16 protein-coding genes and 1 pseudogene are annotated in these 17,828 nt (G+C 39.4%); 16 read left to right on the top strand and 1 reads right to left on the bottom strand.

Annotated features, from left to right (window positions below):
- The first annotated feature begins 1 nt into the window (after position 1).
- From AB1I50_RS05070 to tnpC, 16 genes and pseudogenes are all read left to right on the top strand, one after another.
- The gene (locus AB1I50_RS05070; protein ID WP_407725321.1) at positions 2 to 1,240 is read left to right on the top strand and encodes a Coenzyme F420 hydrogenase/dehydrogenase, beta subunit C-terminal domain; all 1,239 of its coding nucleotides are present in this window, start codon (positions 2 to 4) and stop codon (positions 1,238 to 1,240) included.
- A 230-nt stretch (positions 1,241 to 1,470) separates the two neighbouring features.
- Positions 1,471 to 2,262, top strand: coding sequence for a polysaccharide pyruvyl transferase family protein (locus AB1I50_RS05065; protein WP_407725135.1), 792 nt, complete (start codon positions 1,471 to 1,473; stop codon positions 2,260 to 2,262).
- Positions 2,232 to 2,408: a polysaccharide pyruvyl transferase family protein gene (locus AB1I50_RS05060; RefSeq protein ID WP_407725134.1), complete on the top strand. Its 177-nt coding sequence runs from the start codon at positions 2,232 to 2,234 to the stop codon at positions 2,406 to 2,408. The genes AB1I50_RS05065 and AB1I50_RS05060 overlap by 31 nt, the downstream gene beginning before the upstream one ends.
- A gap of 88 nt (positions 2,409 to 2,496) precedes the next feature.
- Complete coding sequence (locus AB1I50_RS05055) at positions 2,497 to 3,540, top strand: IS30 family transposase (RefSeq protein ID WP_407723232.1); 1,044 nt, start codon at positions 2,497 to 2,499, stop codon at positions 3,538 to 3,540.
- Positions 3,541 to 3,783: 243 nt separating this feature from the next.
- The gene (locus AB1I50_RS05050) at positions 3,784 to 4,767 is read left to right on the top strand and encodes a glycosyltransferase family 2 protein (RefSeq protein ID WP_407725133.1); all 984 of its coding nucleotides are present in this window, start codon (positions 3,784 to 3,786) and stop codon (positions 4,765 to 4,767) included.
- Positions 4,760 to 5,725 carry a glycosyltransferase family 2 protein gene (locus tag AB1I50_RS05045; protein WP_407725132.1) on the top strand — a complete coding sequence of 322 codons (966 nt, stop codon included), beginning with the start codon at positions 4,760 to 4,762 and terminating at the stop codon, positions 5,723 to 5,725. Before AB1I50_RS05050 ends, AB1I50_RS05045 begins: the two co-directional genes overlap by 8 nt.
- 2 nt (positions 5,726 to 5,727) lie before the next feature.
- Positions 5,728 to 6,465, top strand: a complete 738-nt coding sequence (locus AB1I50_RS05040) for a 3-deoxy-manno-octulosonate cytidylyltransferase (RefSeq protein ID WP_407725131.1) — start codon at positions 5,728 to 5,730, stop codon at positions 6,463 to 6,465.
- A gap of 7 nt (positions 6,466 to 6,472) precedes the next feature.
- Positions 6,473 to 7,246 (top strand): 3-deoxy-8-phosphooctulonate synthase, encoded by a 774-nt coding sequence (kdsA, locus tag AB1I50_RS05035; RefSeq protein ID WP_407725130.1) that lies wholly within the window; start codon positions 6,473 to 6,475, stop codon positions 7,244 to 7,246.
- On the top strand, positions 7,246 to 8,223 hold the full coding sequence (locus tag AB1I50_RS05030) for a KpsF/GutQ family sugar-phosphate isomerase (protein WP_407725129.1): 978 nt from the start codon (positions 7,246 to 7,248) through the stop codon (positions 8,221 to 8,223). The genes kdsA and AB1I50_RS05030 overlap by 1 nt, the downstream gene beginning before the upstream one ends.
- Positions 8,220 to 8,714, top strand: coding sequence for a KdsC family phosphatase (locus tag AB1I50_RS05025; protein ID WP_407725128.1), 495 nt, complete (start codon positions 8,220 to 8,222; stop codon positions 8,712 to 8,714). Before AB1I50_RS05030 ends, AB1I50_RS05025 begins: the two co-directional genes overlap by 4 nt.
- Before the next feature lie 45 nt (positions 8,715 to 8,759).
- A pseudogene (locus tag AB1I50_RS05020) lies at positions 8,760 to 9,244 on the top strand (glycosyltransferase).
- A gap of 126 nt (positions 9,245 to 9,370) precedes the next feature.
- Positions 9,371 to 10,966 (top strand): ArnT family glycosyltransferase, encoded by a 1,596-nt coding sequence (locus AB1I50_RS05015; RefSeq protein WP_407725127.1) that lies wholly within the window; start codon positions 9,371 to 9,373, stop codon positions 10,964 to 10,966.
- 175 nt (positions 10,967 to 11,141) lie between these two features.
- A complete protein-coding gene (locus tag AB1I50_RS05010) occupies positions 11,142 to 12,977 on the top strand; it encodes a hypothetical protein (protein ID WP_407725126.1) in 1,836 nt (611 codons plus the stop codon).
- 634 nt (positions 12,978 to 13,611) lie between these two features.
- A complete protein-coding gene (gene tnpA, locus AB1I50_RS05005; RefSeq protein ID WP_407723759.1) occupies positions 13,612 to 13,941 on the top strand; it encodes an IS66 family insertion sequence element accessory protein TnpA in 330 nt (109 codons plus the stop codon).
- Positions 13,935 to 14,288 (top strand): IS66 family insertion sequence element accessory protein TnpB, encoded by a 354-nt coding sequence (gene tnpB / locus AB1I50_RS05000; protein WP_407723760.1) that lies wholly within the window; start codon positions 13,935 to 13,937, stop codon positions 14,286 to 14,288. The genes tnpA and tnpB overlap by 7 nt, the downstream gene beginning before the upstream one ends.
- A gap of 59 nt (positions 14,289 to 14,347) precedes the next feature.
- A complete protein-coding gene (tnpC, locus tag AB1I50_RS04995; RefSeq protein WP_407725125.1) occupies positions 14,348 to 15,922 on the top strand; it encodes an IS66 family transposase in 1,575 nt (524 codons plus the stop codon).
- A gap of 156 nt (positions 15,923 to 16,078) precedes the next feature.
- Here tnpC and AB1I50_RS04990 read toward each other — a convergent pair whose 3' ends face one another.
- On the bottom strand, positions 16,079 to 17,728 hold the full coding sequence (locus AB1I50_RS04990; RefSeq protein ID WP_407725124.1) for an AMP-binding protein: 1,650 nt from the start codon (positions 17,726 to 17,728) through the stop codon (positions 16,079 to 16,081).
- Positions 17,729 to 17,828: the final 100 nt, after the last annotated feature.

The following is a 17,828-nucleotide window of genomic DNA, read 5'->3' as shown; positions in this document are numbered from 1 at the left end:
AATGGAGTTGTGTAAAAAAAGTGAGTGTACAGGCTGTATGGCTTGTATAAATATTTGTCCGCGAAAAGCAATTGTTTTACAGCAAGATGAGGAAGGATTCTTGTACCCAATAATTCTTAAGGATAATTGTATTAAATGCGGAGCATGTGCAAAAGTATGCCCACAAATGAATTCTAAAAGAAGTGAAGAAAACTATGATAAAAAAGTATATGCTGGATGGATGAAGAATCGTAGATTACGCAGAAGAAGTACTTCGGGTGGCGCGTTCACAGCATTTGCAAAAGAAATCATGAGCAATAATGGCGTGGTGTACGGTGCAGGTTTTGATAAGGATAATAAGGTGATTCATAAACGTATAACCAAGAAAAGCGAATTGAAACAATTAAGAGGTTCTAAATATGTGCAAAGTTATATTGGAAACACCTTCAGTCAAGTAAAAGATGACATATTAAATGGAATGCCTGTTCTTTTTTCCGGAACCCCTTGTCAGATTGACGGTTTATATTCATATCTTGGTAATCGTTACGAAAAACAATTATTTACAATTGATTTAGTGTGCCATGGTGTTCCATCGCCTGAGATTTATTCAAAATACCTTGAGTATCTTGAAAAACAGTACAAATCAAAGGTGAATAAAATGTATTTTAGGGATAAAGAGCCTGGGTGGTATGTGTTTGGAATGCGCGTGGAATTCCAAAATGGGTTTGTTTATAAGAAAAATACATATGAAGATCCTTTTGCTAGAGGGTTCTTGAGGAATCTATTTTTAAGACCGTCATGTCATAGTTGTCATTATGCAAATAACCAGAGAATTGCAGATGTAACATTAGCGGATTTTTGGGGTTATCAGTCTACTAATGAAAAAGATTATGACGATGATAAGGGAATCTCAATGATAATGATAAATAGTAGTAATGGGGATGTTTTATTTCAGCAAGCTAAACATCAAATGAGATATTTTGCTCGAGATGTCGAGCAAGCTGTACAGGGAAATCCGGCATTATCGCACTGCTTTCCTCCAGCAGAAAACAGAGAACAATTTTGGTTGGACGTTCATTCTAATAGTTTTGAATATGTAATAGAAAAATATATGTATTCCGAAGAAATTCCTGAATGGTTCAAATTTAGAGAGCAACAGATAAAGAGTTATAAAAATGATAGAAGAAAACATTTACCTAATAGGGTGTTTCGACGAGTGTTAGGTAATAAGCTATATGAAAAATTAAAAAAGATAAAATGAATAGTAAGACTTTTATTAGTGTAATAGCAAACTTAAGGTGTAGAAAGGGATCAAACTGGTATTCTGATGAGATGTATTCATTTTTAAATTCAAAACTGAATGAATCAAACAAAGAATATGGTGCATATAAAAAATGGAAGATCAATTCTGATCACAAGGTTTACAGAAAAATAAGAGGAAAGGCCTCGGCTATTAAACACAAACTCATAAAGTGAGCGTGATGGTTCTTGGTGATATTAAACCATATTAAATCTATAAAAAATAGAATATTCATCAACTATCGCTATTATAAGTTGCTTCGATTTCCATTAGGGAGGAAAGCTTTCTTTATTGGTACCCCGGAGTATACAAATCTTGGTGACAGTGCAATTGCAATCGCACAAATGCTGTTTCTTGAAAAATGTGGTTTTCCCAGGTCAAATATCAAAAAGTTTACTCAAAGTGAGTATATCGAATATGCAGGATTGTTTAGCAGATATATCAATAAACGGCATTTGATTTGTGGTATTGGCGGAGGTAACTTGGGAAATCTATGGCCTAATGAAGAAGAGTTTCGCTACCGGTTTATTGATGCATTTCCAAATAATCCAATAGTTATTTTTCCTCAGACAGTATTTTTTACTGAAGATGAAGAAGGAAGAAAGGCAATTGAAGCATCGAAACAGCATTATGAAAAACATAGAAAGCTTACCATAGTTGCCAGAGAGCAAATATCCTTTGATAGATTAAAAACTCTCTACCGCAATCCTGCAAAGCTACTGACACCGGATATTGTTCTATCTACAACTATGGATGACTATGGAGTTACGGTCACAAAGAGATCAGGCGGTTTGCTGGTTTTTCGAAATGACGCAGAGAAAGCTATGGCTGATGAAGATAGACAAGCGATTGTTGATTACTTGAACGAGAATAGCTTTGTTTTCCGTACTACAGATATGTATTCTGATGAACCGGTAACAAAAGAAAACCGTATGGAACTTGTTAGAAAAAAATGCAGGAGTTTGCCGACGCGGAATTTGTAATCACTGACAGACTTCACGGAATGGTTTTTGCTGCGATTACAGGAACTCCTTGTATTGCGTTAAGCAATAATCATCATAAGGTTAGCGGTACATACAATTGGATTTCGTATTTGCCATATATTAAATATTCGCGCGTTGTAAAATGAAGTTGAAACAATAAAATAAAAGAGTCCACAGCGACGATTCTGTAGTAGAATTGAGTTACCACACACCAATTCGAAAGGAATCATCACTATGGACAATTCCAATTGTAACACGGAGCACAAGAAATTTCAACACATAACATCAGAAGAACGACACGAAATAGAGGTTCGACTTAAAGACGGTTGGTCAATTTATGCTATCGCCAAACACCTTGGCAGACCATACAATACCATCAGAAATGAAGTTGAACGAGGTACTGTATATTTGTATAACGGTAAGGTTGCGAGATATAAAGCAGATAAGGGTAAGGAAGTTTACCTTGAACGTCGCAAAAACAGCCGCAGAAATATCAATTGTCTTGAAGTGGTCGGTTTTCTTCAGTATGTTGAAAAGAAATTCCGTGAAGAAGGCTGGTCGCTTGATGCTTGCGTAGGTTACGCCAAAGCAAATCATCTGTATACTGATAAACAAATGGTTTGCACGAAAACGCTGTACAACTACGTTGATTTAGGTTTGCTAAATATCAAAAATATAGATTTACCTGAAAAGCTAAAGCGTAACACCAAAGGAAACCGAATCCGAGAAAACAAGCGAAATCTCGGCAACAGTATTGAAATGCGACCTGATGATGTTGATACTCGTGAAGAATTCGGTCATTGGGAGATTGACAGCGTTATCGGCAGAAAAACAGAGGGTGAATCTCAGGTAATGACAATAGTTGAGCGTAAGCATCGTGAATCAATATGGCTGAAAATAAGAGATCATTCTGCTGAAGCTATAGACGAAGCTCTATCCGGGTTAATTGAGCAATTCGGAGATAAATATAACGAAGTGTTCAAGAGCATAACCGGAGATAACGGATCTGAGTTTGCCAATCTTTCTCAGGTTGAATCAAAAGGGATTTCAGTGTACTTTACTCATCCGTATTCTTCCTATGAGAAAGGAACAAATGAATGTCACAACAAAATGCTTCGCAGATTTATTCCAAAAGGGAAGAGCATAGATGACTACAGTGCTGATGATATCCTCTTTTTTGCTGACAAAATCAACAATCTGCCCAGAAAGATACTCGGGTATCATACTCCGGAGGAACTCTTTGAGCAGGAACTCGACAGGATATACAGGGCAGCTTGAGCCGCGCCGTCGTGAGTTTCTCTCACTCGTCGCTACGCTCCTCTCTCAAGAAACTCACGACATTCTAATACAAACGTTAAATTTGTTTCAACTTGCTATTGCAATTTGCGTATATTAAATATTCAACCAATATAGAAGAAGTCCTCTCTCTTTTACCAAGAATCACAAAAATGGGGAACTGTACATTTGATAGCGAGCCTTTGCTGAAGCGCTATGATGGTCTAGCGAAAGAGATAAAACGATATGTTAATTAGCATAGTTGTACCAATATACAAAGTTGAAAAATACATACATCGCTGTATCGAGAGCATTCTCACTCAAACCTTTACAGATTTTGATTTGATTCTTGTCGATGACGGATCCCCCGATAATTGCGGAAAAATTTGCGATGAATATGCAGAGAAAGATAACCGAATTCATGTGATTCATAAAGAAAACGGCGGACTGTCTGACGCACGAAATGCCGGAATCGATTGGGCTTTTGCCAATAGTGATAGTGAATGGATAACATTCATCGACAGCGATGATTGGATTCATCCTAAGTACCTGGAAACACTTTACAATGCGGTAAAAGAAACCGGTTGTGAGATTAGCATTTGCGGTTATGAAGAAACAACAGGAGATAGTCCGAAAGTTGATGATAGCGATTTACAAGCAGTTACTGTAAATTCAGAAGACTTCTTTTGCGAGCATAATATCAACGCTGTTGTCGCATGGGGGAAGCTTTATAAAAAAGAATTGTTTCGGGAAATACGTTATCCGGTTGGCAAACTGCATGAGGATGAGTTTACGACATATAAGTTGTTGTTCCAATATGAAAACTGCGCTTTTGTGAATCAGCCGTTGTATTCATATTTTATTAACAATGCTGGAATTACAAAAGTATCTTGGACAACAAGACGTCTGGATGCTTTTGAAGCTTTTGATAACCAACTTTCTTTTTTTAAAGAAAACAGATTCAAGAAAGCGTATGCAAAAGTTTTAGATTCTATCGCTTATACATGTAGCATTCACATTAAGGCAATAGATAACGATTATGAGAATAGGCATTATAAATGTTTATTGAGAAAGAAACTGAGTAAGCACTTAAAAAAGTACAAAAACCAAGTTGGGTTTTCAATAAAAAAGACTCCAATGTATTATGAATACGCATATCCTACATTAATGAAGTATTATTGGTTAATAATATCACAGATAAAAAAGCAAAAAGGAAAAAAGAATGTGTAAAGCTTCCGTTATTGTTCCTGTCTATAACTCAAGTAAGTATTTACATCGTTGCCTTGACAGTATTCTTAATCAAACATTCCGCGATTTTGAACTCATACTAATCAATGATGGTTCCACAGATAATAGCATTGATATTTTACGAGAGTATGAATCAAAAGACAGTCGAATCGTTATGATAGACAAGGTAAACGAAGGCGTTTCTGCTGCGCGTAATCAAGGTATAGAAATTGCAAAAGGTGAATATATCATGTTTTGCGACAGCGATGATTATGTAGACGAAAACTGGATTCTGGTTTTGCTGGATGGGATTAAAAATAATTGTAACTCTTGGGTTAATTGTGAGTATTATACATTTAGTTCTGTTACTGATAGATGTATACTTCATAAACTAAACAGCATAAGCACAAACCAAATAATCAGTTTAGAAAACTATTATATGTATTATACAAATAATTATTCTCATAGTTGTTGGAATAGAATATATAGAAAAGATGTTATAAATGAATTCGATATTAGATTTCCAATAAATATATCTGTTGGCGAGGATGTTTTATTTAATATTCAGTATATAAAACATTGCAAAAGCTTTTATCATATTGCGCAAGGACTTTATTTTTGGAATGATGATAATTGCGATAGTTTGTCGAGAAAAACTGATTTGTTCTATTATGATACTTTGAAAACACTGTATTTTCCAAGGCTAGAGGTAGTGTCTGAAAGAGACAAGCAAGCTTTTATTGACGAATACTTTTTTAGATTTTACCAGTGCTTAGACGATTTGAGTAATTCGGATTATAAAGAAAAAGTAAGATACGGTAATTATATATTAAAGGACAGTGCGTTTATTCATGCACTAAAGAATACAAGCGAAAATAGTTGCAATAACAAATTGAAAACGATGTTGTCTTTACATAGCTTTAATGTTTTTTTGCTGTATAAGAAATTGCGAGGAGAATAACCATGAAAATCATCGGAATGATACCCGCACGCGGCGGGTCGACACGATTTAATAACAAGCCTTTGGCGTTAATTTGCGGCAAGCCTATGGTTTACTGGGTTTGGAAGCACAGCAAAGAAGTCTCGGTGTTCGACGAGGTATATGTCGCCACCGACAGCGAGGAAATCAAATCCGTCGCTGAGGGCTTCGGTGCGAAGGTTATCATGACCTCCGATAACTGCGAAACGGCGACCGAGCGTTTGTGGGAGGTATCGCATAAAATTGACGCTGATCTCTATGTGATGGTCAACGGTGATGAGCCTCTGGTGCTTGCGGAGGACATTGTGAAGTGTATTCCCGAAACAATCCCGGAGGACGGTTTCTATGTGTCCAACCTCATGACCGATTTCTCCAATCCGGTTGAGGTTGTCGACCCGACCAATTTGAAAATCGTCACCAACAAGGACGGTATCTGCCTGTTCATTTCACGCGCACCGATTCCGTTCCCGAAGGGCGAGATGAATTATGCCTATCAGAAGTTTGTCGGCGTAGGTGCGTTCACGCACGCAGCGCTCGAATATTATCATGATACGCCGCGTGGTCCTGTTGAGAAAATCGAGGAAAACGATTCCTTCCGCTTTATCGAGAACCGCAAGGATTGCTACTACATCAACGCTCATTGCAAAACGCTCTCCGTTGACACTCCCAAAGACAGAGTGCAAGTTGAGCGCTATATGATTGAGCATAACATGGCGGAGTGAAGTACATATGTTCAGTTTAATTGCAGGTCCCTGCGTTATTGAGTCCGAGGAGATGGTGCTCTCCATTGCCAAGCAGATGAAGGACATCACGGACAAGCTCGGCATTCCCTATACCTTTAAGGCTTCTTTCGACAAGGCAAACCGCACTTCTATCAGCGGTTTCAGAGGCCCCGGCATTGAGGAAGGACTGAGGATTCTTCAAAAGGTGAAGAATACTTACAATCTCCCGATTTGCACTGATATTCACGAGCCGTGGCAGGCAGAAAAAGCGGCGGAAGCTTGCGATATTCTCCAGATCCCGGCTTTTCTCTGCCGTCAGACCGATTTGCTTGTCGCAGCGGCAAAGACCGGAAAATGTATCAATATCAAAAAAGCGCAGTTCCTTGCTCCGTGGGATATGAAGAACTGCGTGGAAAAGGTGCGCCAGTCAGGTAATGATAACGTCATGCTCTGTGAGCGCGGCACGACATTTGGTTACAACACGCTTGTCGTCGATATGACCGGCTTGCGCGTGATGAAGGATATGGGTGTTCCGGTGATTTTTGACGCGACGCACAGCGTTCAAAAGCCCGGCGGCAACGGTACCAGCACCGGCGGCAACCGACAGTATGTCGAATATCTTGCGAAGGCGGCGGTTTCAGTCGGCGTAGACGGCTTGTTTATGGAAACACATCCCGATCCCGATAACGCAAAATCTGACGGTCCGAACATGGTGCCGCTCGGCGAAATGGAAGAATTACTGAAAAAGCTTCAAAGAGTTTACGAAGCGGTGAATGAATAATGGATAAAAAGTTTGATTACATAAACGAAGCGAAAAAAGTTTTTGATAAAGAAATCGAAGCGCTCCAAAAAACGCGCGACGCACTCGGCAAGGATTTTGAGTCGATTCTCAACCTGATTCTCGATTGCGAGGGCAAGCTGATTCTCACGGGAATGGGCAAGCCCGGTCACATTGCAACGAAAATGTCCGCGACCTTTGCGAGCCTTGGCATTCCGTCCTTCTTCATGCATCCGGGCGAAGCCATGCACGGCGACCTCGGCATGGTGGAGAAAAAGGACGTTGTCATGCTGATGAGCTACAGCGGCGAGAGTGAGGAAGTTACGCGCTTGATGCCGGTGCTCAAAGAAATCGGATGCACAACGATAGCCATTACCGGCAAGCCGCAGTCAACCTTGGCGCAGGAGTGTCAGTATCATTTCTTCTTCCCGGAGTTTGAAGAAGCGTGCTATTTGCACCTTGCTCCGACTTCAAGCACGACAACGCTGCTCGTTCTGGGTGACGCTTTGGCAGTCATCGCTTCAAGAGCGATTAACTACACCAGAGATGACTTCGGACTTCACCATCCTGCAGGCGCACTCGGTAAAAAGCTGCTTGTCAAGGTGAAAAATCTGATGTACTCAGGCGACGAGGACGCGGTCGTTTTGGAAGGCTCAACGCTCCATCAGGCAATTGTAGAGATGAGCAAAAAGGGTTTAAGTATGGTGACGATTGTTGACGATGAGAACAACATCAAAGGTATTATCACCGACGGCGACCTCAGACGCATGCTTGATAAGAATGTAGATGTTTATAACGCCGTTGTCGATGACCTCATGACAAAGAATCCGACAACCGTCGATTACCGCGAAATGGCAGTCAACGCCCTGCAAACCATGAGCGACAAAAAAATCACCTGTATGCCGGTTGTGAATGAGGAGAACAAGCTCGTCGGCACAATTCTTATGCAGGATATTTTTAAGGCAGGTATTGTCAGATGAAGATAAAGCTCTTAGTCATGGATGTAGACGGCACCCTCACCGACGGCAAAATCTATATGGGCGAAAACGGCGAAGTGATGAAGGCTTTCAATGTCAAGGATGGCTACGCCATCGCCCATATGCTCCCTGAAATGGGTATTGTTCCTGTTATTATTACAGGTAGAAAGTCGATGATAGTTGAAAACCGAGCTAAAGAACTCAGCATCACCGAACTCTATCAAGGGGTTGGGGATAAGCTTGCTCAGTTGAAGAGGGTTGCTGAGAAATATAACACTGCTCCCGAAGAAATTGCCTACATAGGCGATGATTTAAATGATTTGGAGTGTATCGAGTATTGCGGAGTGACTGCTTGCCCAGCGGATGCGGTTGAGGAAGTTAAGCGGAAAGTGAAATTTGTGTGTAAGAAAAACGGCGGAGAAGGTACTGTAAGGGAGTTTATTGATATTTTCAAACAAATGATAAACAGGTGTAATTGTTCAGTAATTATTTGATAAAGGTGCATCATAGAATCTATCAATAAACCATAAGAAGGTATTATGAAGATAAGTATTATTGTTCCGGTATATAACGCAGAGCGATACTTAAGTAATACTATATCAAATATTTTATGTCAAGAATTCACTGACTTTGAATTATTGTTGATTGATGATGGTAGTACAGATAGCAGCGGCCAATTGTGCGACGAATGGAGCCTAAAAGATAGCCGAATAAAAGTGTTACATCAAAAAACATGGGTGTGAGCGAGGCAAGAAACTCTGGATTAAAAATTGCGCAGGGTGATTATATAGCGTTTGTTGATAATGATGATCTTATTCATCCGCAGATGTATGAGATTCTAATTGGTATTGCTGAAAAAGAGTCTGCGGATATTGTAATGTCAAAAGAATGCGAAGTAAATGAAGATAACATTACTTTTGATACGTATAATATTTCAACTGTTGAGTATGTATTGAAGAAGAACCAGTATGGGCAGTATTTGAAAGATGTATTAGACGGGAAGTATATAGATGAACTTAAATAAGATAGAACTATAAACAAAGGAGTAATCATGGGATATGTTTTAGATTATGTTTATCCTTCAAAAGCAAAAGCGATTGCCGAAGCAAGGGATAATTTTCGCAATGATTAAATAGACACGAGGTGCAGCATGCAAAAAATATCTAACTTTCTTATTAGAGCAATTAGCGTTATGTTTTTTGCTATAGTTGTGTTTGTTCTATTGGCAAGCATATGGGGATTTAGCGAGATAATTAGTTCAGGGTGGATGAAATATTTAATAATAGGTATTGTGGTATTTGGAATAGCTTTTTTCTGTATTTTTGGTGAAAATCTATTTCAAAAGGTATATAGATTAAAGGGGATACTTAATCAGATATCGATATCAAAGATGTTTGTTTTCCTTTTCTTTTTCGTATTAGTAACTAAGGTTTTGCTAGTATTCTTGTTAGATAATAATGCCAATCTTCATCCTGATATGAAGATGTATCTTTCATACGCGACACAACTGGCAGAAAAAGGAACAATAACGGATAATATAGCATATGCCTTAATGTTTCCATATACTGTGGTTTATGGGTGGTTTTTATCCCCCTTAGTTTATATCTTCGGCAATGACTCAAAAGTATGTACTACCTTTTTATCTGTTTTATTTGCATTCATTACTATACTATTGTTTGATATAATAAGGCCATATGTAGGAAAAAATAAAGCGTTTTTGGGATTGTTGATATTTAATGTTTTGCCGGTTGGCCTTTTTGAAACTCAGCTTTTGGTGCATGAGACGGCATTATTGTTCTTTTATGTCCTTTCGCTTTGGTTTTTTTTGAAAGCGATAAATGGAAAATTTAATATATTTATTAAAATATTGATGATTATTATTTCTGCGCTTCTGATCTCATTTGGTGCAATGATAAATCAAGGTGGAATGGTAGTCATAGCATCATATATTTTATTAGTTATTATATTGTTTTTCCGTGATAGGATAGCTTGGAAAAGAATTCTTAAGCTTTTGTCAAGTGTTTTCTGCATTCTTATCTGTTTTTTTATTGTGTCAAATATTTGTGATACTTTTGTTCATGATCATGTTCAATATATTAAAGGAGAAAATGAACGAATCGAAAGAAGCGTTGAGAATCGTTTGCCATATGCTTGGATTGCTTATATTGGATTGAACACGGATAAGCCGGGAACTTGGAATGAAGAGGATAGAGATACGTTTGAAAAATACTCAGAGATTGAGGATTCTTCAGAAGCAAAAGAGTATCAGATAAATCTGGTTAAAGGTAGACTTGACGAGTTCTTGAAATCTCCATGGTTAATACCTGGGCATTTGTTTTCCAAAATGAAATCATTATGGGGAACCGTATTTTTGTCTTTTGCGTATGAGCAAGGGGGAGCAGTTAATGATTTTATTCTTCACGGTATGCACGGAATAATTTATAAGGTATTTGTTTTAATTTCGTATTTGACATTTATTACGCTCTGCTCTGTTATCTTGCTTTCGGTACAAAAAAAGAAGGATTGTAAAACTAATCCAGTATGTTTGCCATTAGTACAGTTTATGATGATGATTATCGGTATTACTTTGGCGTTGATTTTGTTTGAGGTGATGTCTAAGTATGTTAGCCATATGCAAATTATAATGTTTTGTATAGGAATCTTTTGTATAGATGGCTTTATGGATAATTCTAAAAAACTACATAATAGAATCTTCTGTAAACAGAAAGTAAAGAATAATTGTTAATAAAAAATATAATAACGGATTACTGAGAATTCATTTAGTTTTGTTAATGAAGTTGGTTTGTTATGGATGATTGAACTGTTTCCATTAATAACATTTGAATTATAATGTCAGGTTAATTTGTGTGTCTTTTTATAAACGTGTTTTTGTGTGCAGTCAAGAAAGGTAATGAATGAATATGTCCAAAGAAAAATATAAGCATCCTGTGATCGTAGCATTATTGTTTGCAATAAAAATGGTAATGCTTTGCTTTGCAATCAATAGATTTCATATTTTTTACTCAACAAATGACGACTATCTCATCTCACAGCAATTAGCTGAAGGAGATGGCAAATCTTTATTTATGAGTATATTCTTTTCTTATCCGATAATGCTTCTTTACAAAATTTACGGTAGAATAAATTGGTTTGTTGTAATTCAGATTATTTTAAACTTTTCTGCAGTATTTGTTTTAAACTATATCTTTTTAAAAAAGTATTCTAGGTTTTTTTCTACGTTTATTATTTTAGGATATAACGTATTGTTCATAAGCCAGTTTGTGACTATTATTCAGTGGTCGCAAACATCAACAGTGCTTATTGCAACTGGTTTTTTATGCATCAGTTCGGTATTGATTTGGAAAACAATTAAATCGCGAGTCCTCTTTTTGTCCATTGCTTGTGCTTTTTGCATACTTGGTGCACTTATTCGTTTTGCATGTTTGTTGCCTATATGTTTGATATTTGGTGTTTATTTTCTTTCCTTTGTGCTAATAGATTTTATAAAAAATAAGTATGATAAGGATTTCAGTCGATACATAAAGAAATATGTAAATGTATTTATTTCTATAATACTTATCATTGGACTTTGTCAGGTACTACAATTAATATCAAATAGTATTTTGTACAGTGATGATGACTTTGCTGATTATCAATCGTATAATTCTTATCGTTCGGATTGTATCGATTATATTATTCCACCGTTTAGCGGTAATGAAGACTCTTATAAATCAATAGGGATCACATCACAGAATGATTTAGATGTTTTACATAATTTCACAACGGATACGGGGTTTTTTAATGCTGAAAAACTTAAACAAATTAGTGATTTCTCTAACGAAAAATGGTATGGAAAGCGTTACTTTTTTAGATGTATTTATGATCGATTAAGTAGTTTTATGCATGGATGGAAGCTTGCTTTTTTAGTGGTTGGTTTTCTTGGTTTATTATCAATAGCATTTTTGGCAATAAAGTTCAGAAACATAATAAAATATGTTTTTCCATTTATTGTAGCTTCTGCATTTGTACCATATTTTATCCTGTTTCGATTGAACTATATTTTTATTCTTGCTATTCCAATTGTATTTTTTGTATTAGTGACCGGTTTTATCTTTAATAGATATCATTTTTTTCAAATGTCTCTGGTTGTTATTACCTGTATGTCCTTGATCCTTTATATGACTTTAGTCAGACTGAATTTTAGAGTTGCGTTTAATATCTTCTTTCCAACAATAATCATATTATTGGGAATGATGGATTACAATAATGTTTCATATAGATTTATGCATTCCAATATAAAGCAAATTATACAATGTATTTCTTGTGTTCTGTTCCTGTGTATAGGTGCTTTTTCATCTGTAATTATTTATAAATCTGAAGCATTGGTAGTAAATGAACGAACAGAGATACGAAATTATATTGTAAAGAATAATGAAACCTTGTTTATAGATGAAAGAGCCGGGGTTGAATTGCAAAATTATAATAATCCATTATTTACGCCATCCAAATCCCCTAACAACCTAGTTTCTTTTGGTTGGTCTGTTTATTCACCAACTTACCATAATAAGCTAGAAGCTTTTAATACGAATAATCTATTCGAATATATGATTAATAACCCCAAAGGGAAATTGCTCTTGAGAAAAGATGAAATAGAAAAATACAAAACATATTTTAAGGCACATTATGGTGTGAATTGTGAGTTTTCAGTAGATGGAGAGTTTGAAGATGTATATGTGTTAAGTGTAGTAAATAAATGAACTAATGGTTTTAAAATTAAAATTTAGCATTATTGATTTTTGTTGAAATGTGAGGAGTATTTGGTGCTTAAAGAACACATATATTTCGATAAAACAGATTCTTTCATAGTTAAGGGCATTGCCATTTTATTTATGGTTCTTCACCATTGTGTAGGACTATACTATAATAGTTTTGATTTATCTTGGTATAGTATGAATTGCAGTGACAATAATCGGGTCAGTCCCAAATTCTGTGTAAACTCTAAATCGCGGTGTAAAATAGAGCAAAAAATATTATTCAGGGGCTTAAGCCCCTTGTCAACATTATAAGCGGGAAACGGAATGCATGTCAAGGGCGGCGGCTCGAGCCGCCGTTCATTTTACCCTTGACGTGCAGGCCGTTTTCTGCTACTTGGGTTATTCGGGGAGCCTCTCCTCGAAGAAGAGTAACCGTCAAATAAAACACCGTATTGAACTCTGCCCGGTGAATGTGAGAAAATATAAGCAAAAACGTAACCGTCAAATAAAACACCGTATTGAACTCTGCCCGGTGAATGTGAGAAAATATAAGCAAAAACGAAGTGTGCGGTTGTAGTCAACTGTATTCGAACGGAAACAATCGTATGCAATCGCACACAATTGTACGGGGTGGATCATGTCAAAAGGCATACAAATTATCAAGGAAAACAATAATCTTGCAGAATGGTCACGGCAGGTTGAAGAGTGTCGCAACAGCGGACTGAGTGTGCGCTCATGGTGCGAGCGGCATCAGATCGCTGTCAGCACCTTCCACTATCGCCGGCAGAAGGTTTGGAAAGCGTTGCAAAATAGTTCTCAGTTTGTCGAAGTCCCGCTATCCTTCGATGAGAGCCATAATAACAACATCGCGGCGTCGGTAAAAATCGGAAGCATCTGTGCTGAAGTGCATAACGGCGCAGATGAAGCTACACTCGCCGCACTGTTTCGCATACTCAAATCATGTTAAGCGATTTCAGCGGAGCAAAGGTCTACCTTGCCTGCGGCTACACGGATCTTCGCCGTGGTATCGACGGTCTGGCGACTATCATTGAACAGCAGTTTAAACTTGATCCGTGTTCCGACGCACTGTTCCTGTTTTGCGGCAGACGGACTGACAGAATCAAAGCGCTCTACTGGGAGGGAGACGGCTTTCTTTTGCTCTACAAGCGGCTTGAAAAGGGTAAGTTCCAATGGCCTCGTAGTGAGAATGAGGCGCTCGGTATTACTCCTCAGCAGTACCGCTGGCTGATGGAAGGACTGAGTATCCGGCAGCCGAAGGCACACCGGAAAATGGAGAAAATAAAGTTCGGATAATCGCTCATAAATCCGCATAAGCACTGGACTTTTCAGCGTTTTTGTGGTATAATAATATCATGAAAAACGAAGTAAAAAGCAGTGAAACTGTAACGATTTCTAAAGCTGAATATGAGTCGCTGAAATCTCACTGCGCTCAGCTCGAATCCGAATTGAACTGGCTGAAAGAACAGCTTTTGATCAATAAAAAGAAAACCTTTGGTTCAAGCTCAGAGCGTATGGAAGATCTCTATGCAGGTATCTCTCTGCTTTTTAACGAAGCGGAGCTAATAGAGGACATCGGGAATAAAACTGCTGAGACAACAGTCAAGGAGCATACCCGAAAGAAAAAGACCGGCTGCTTCGACAAGCTTCCCGAGAACATAGAAACCTACACTGTTGAACACGAGCTCAGCGAAGAAGAACGCAAGTGTCCTGAATGTGGTGAAGAGATGGAAGTCATCGGTAAGAAGGTCACCAAGCACCTTGAGATAATCCCGGCAAAAGCCGTCATCCGTGAGGATGTATACTTCACCTACGCGTGCAGGAAGTGTCATGAGAACGAAGCAGATACACCGGTTGTAGAAACACCTCAGCCAAATCCGGTCATCAAAGGCAGTTTTGCCTCTGCGGAAGCAATAGCTCATCTGATGACACAGAAGTTTGTGATGCACTCTCCGCTATATCGCCAGGAACAGGAATTAAAGCAGAAGGGCATTGAACTGTCGAGACAGACGATGTCGAACTGGTTCATCACCGCTTCAAAGCTCTGGCTGGAGCCGCTGTATGAGAGAATGAAAGAGCTGCTCCTCAAAGAAAGTGTTCTCCATGCGGACGAGACTACCTTACAAGTGCTCAAAACAAAGGATAAGCCGACAGCGACAAAGAGCTACATGTGGTTGTACCGGACGAGCGGATGTTGTGAGACGCCGATTGTTCTCTATGACTATCGACCGAACCGCAAGGCGGAGAATGCCGAGAGCTTCTTAAAAGAGTTTAAAGGTTATCTGCATACAGACGGCTACAAAGCATACCGCGGAATCGAAAATGTTACAATCGTCGGCTGTTGGGCACATGCAAGAAGGAGATTCTGCGAGGCGCTGGAGGTTCTGCCGGAAGCACAACGCAAGGGTTCGACGGCAGCTATCGGTCTGGATTACTGCGGTAAGCTGTATGCGATTGAAAAGAAAATGAAGGACGAGAGTCCGGAAGATAAACTGAAAGAGCGACAGGAGCAAGCAAAACCGCTTCTGGACGCGTTCTTTGCGTGGGCAAAATCTCTTCGGAACATTGCTCCGAAGAGTAAGCTCGGTAAAGCAGTTCATTATCTGATCGAAGAAGAGCCGTACCTGCGACGTTACATCGAGGACGGCAGGCTGGAAATCGACAACAACCGCGCCGAGCGCAGCATCAAACCGTTTGTTATCGGCAGAAAAAACTGGCTGTTCGCCAACCCACCGTCGGGTGCAAAGGCGAGCGCAACAGCTTTCAGTGTCATCGAAACGGCGAAGGAAAACAACCTCGACCCATATGAGTATCTCAAGTTCATCTTCACGAAAGCGCCCAATCTGAAGGATAATGAATCCATAGATATCCTCCTGCCGTGGAACACACCGGGCGACTGCCGTTCTAAATCGGCATACTCAACTGAATAAAATACCCTAAAATAATCTCATCCGCCACAGTACCAACCGGTATCTGTGGCGGATGTTTCTTTACCTCATTTGACGCTTACAAGAAAACGCGGAGTTTTCGTTTATCAAAAATCCCCGCCTGTTCGCTGGGAACAGGCGGGGAAACTATGTCATTTCTTAACAAATCTTAGTTCTGTCAATACTTCTTATATCGGTGCGCTTGATTTTGCCGCTTATGGTTTTCGGCATTTCGTCGGCAAATTCAAGCACCTGGATATGCTTGTAGGAGGACACCTTTTTGTTGACAAAACGCTTGATTTCTTTTTCGAGCTGTTTGCTCTTTTCAAAACCGTCGGCAAGCTTTACCGTTGCTTTGATAGCCTGTCCTCTTGAAGCGTCGGGAATACCCGTGACCGCGCATTCCAAAACAGCAGGGTGTTTCATCAATACATTTTCGATTTCAAACGGTCCGACGCGGAAGCCTCTTGTTTTGATCAAATCGTCTATTCTTCCGACATACCAATAGAATCCGTCTTCGTCCTTATACGCGGTGTCGCCTGTGTGATAAACGCCGTTTCTCCACACGCTTTCGTACAGCTTTTCATCACCGCAATAGCCCATAAATATACCGTACTGCTGCTTTTGCGGCACGACTACGATCTCGCCGACCTCGTTCTCCTTAAGCTCGTTGCCGTCTTCATCAACTATCATGGTGTTGTACAACGGCGTAGGCTTTCCGAGCGAGCCGGTCTTTGACTCTGTACCGACAAGATTACCGAGCATAAGCACGGACTCTGTTTGACCGAAGCCTTCCTTTAAGCACAGACCCGTCTGCTCATAAACCTTTTCAAATACAGAGGGATTCAAAGCCTCTCCGGCAGTGGTCAGGTGCTCCAGCGCCGATAAATCATACTTGCTCATATTACGCTTGATAAAATAACGGTAAACCGTCGGCGGCGCGCAAAAAGAGGTAACCTTGTATTTCTCCATTATCCGCAGCAGCTTGTGCGGTGAGAAGCTGTCAAAATCGTAAACCATAACAGCACAGCCGCACAGCCATTGTCCGTAGATCTTTCCCCACGAGGCTTTGCCCCAACCTGTTTCGGCTACGGTCAGGTGAAGCCCGTTTTCACGGACGTTCTGCCAGTATTTAGCGGTGATTATGTGCGAAAGCGAGTAGGTGTGATTATGCACGACTGCTTTCGGGTAGCCTGTTGTGCCGGAGGTAAAGTAAATCAGCATAGGTTCTTCCGCTTTGGTATCAACAGGCGTGAAGCTTTCGTCTGCCGAATCTATCAGTTTTGTCAGATTGATTGCTCCCGGCAAATCGCGGCGCACAACGAACACTGATTCTAACTGCCGTTTTTGCGCTGCGGCTTCAAGCATATCCTCGGCTGTGCTGCCGTCCGGAGTACAGATCGCAAAACGAATATCCGCTGTTTCTATGCGATAGGTAATATCGTCAACTGTCAGCATATTGGTCGCCGGGATTGCAACCGCGCCTAATTTATGGAGTGCCGGTACAATATACCAGTACTCATAGTTACGCTTCAAAATAACGAGCACTTTATCGCCTTTTTTTACGCCTTGTGCTTTCAGCGCGTTTGCCGCTTTATTGCTCAGCCGGCTTATGTCGCCAAATGTAAATGTTTTTTCAACCTTGTCAGGATTAGTATAGACAAGAGCCCTGTCGCAGGGTGCAAGGCGAGCCATCTCATCAACTACATCATAGCCGAAATTATAGCTTTCGGGTACGTTCAGCTGAAAATCAACTAATAAACCGTTTTTGTTTACCGTTGGGGTACAAAAGTTTTTGAATAACTGCATAATTATTCTCCTTAAATAAATGGAATAATCATGACTGTACAGTTCATTAAAGGTTGATCGTCACCAACCGTCATCATTATAAAGAAAGAGTTGAAGAAAG

The sequence above is a fragment of the Ruminococcus sp. NATIVEDY161 genome (assembly GCF_045819895.1).
Classification (GTDB): domain Bacteria; phylum Bacillota; class Clostridia; order Oscillospirales; family Acutalibacteraceae; genus Ruminococcoides.
This window is presented reverse-complemented; position numbering and strand designations above follow the sequence as displayed.

Coding starts and splice junctions, on each gene's coding strand:
- AB1I50_RS05040 (WP_407725131.1), top strand. CDS start 5,728: ATGAAAATCATCGGAATGATACCCGCACGCGGCGGGTCGACACGATTT.
- AB1I50_RS04990 (WP_407725124.1), bottom strand. CDS start 17,728: ATGCAGTTATTCAAAAACTTTTGTACCCCAACGGTAAACAAAAACGGT.
- AB1I50_RS05010 (WP_407725126.1), top strand. CDS start 11,142: ATGTCCAAAGAAAAATATAAGCATCCTGTGATCGTAGCATTATTGTTT.
- kdsA (WP_407725130.1), top strand. CDS start 6,473: ATGTTCAGTTTAATTGCAGGTCCCTGCGTTATTGAGTCCGAGGAGATG.
- tnpB (WP_407723760.1), top strand. CDS start 13,935: ATGTTAAGCGATTTCAGCGGAGCAAAGGTCTACCTTGCCTGCGGCTAC.
- tnpC (WP_407725125.1), top strand. CDS start 14,348: ATGAAAAACGAAGTAAAAAGCAGTGAAACTGTAACGATTTCTAAAGCT.
- AB1I50_RS05050 (WP_407725133.1), top strand. CDS start 3,784: ATGTTAATTAGCATAGTTGTACCAATATACAAAGTTGAAAAATACATA.
- tnpA (WP_407723759.1), top strand. CDS start 13,612: ATGTCAAAAGGCATACAAATTATCAAGGAAAACAATAATCTTGCAGAA.
- AB1I50_RS05060 (WP_407725134.1), top strand. CDS start 2,232: ATGCAGGAGTTTGCCGACGCGGAATTTGTAATCACTGACAGACTTCAC.
- AB1I50_RS05015 (WP_407725127.1), top strand. CDS start 9,371: ATGCAAAAAATATCTAACTTTCTTATTAGAGCAATTAGCGTTATGTTT.
- AB1I50_RS05030 (WP_407725129.1), top strand. CDS start 7,246: ATGGATAAAAAGTTTGATTACATAAACGAAGCGAAAAAAGTTTTTGAT.
- AB1I50_RS05025 (WP_407725128.1), top strand. CDS start 8,220: ATGAAGATAAAGCTCTTAGTCATGGATGTAGACGGCACCCTCACCGAC.
- AB1I50_RS05070 (WP_407725321.1), top strand. CDS start 2: ATGGAGTTGTGTAAAAAAAGTGAGTGTACAGGCTGTATGGCTTGTATA.
- AB1I50_RS05055 (WP_407723232.1), top strand. CDS start 2,497: ATGGACAATTCCAATTGTAACACGGAGCACAAGAAATTTCAACACATA.
- AB1I50_RS05045 (WP_407725132.1), top strand. CDS start 4,760: ATGTGTAAAGCTTCCGTTATTGTTCCTGTCTATAACTCAAGTAAGTAT.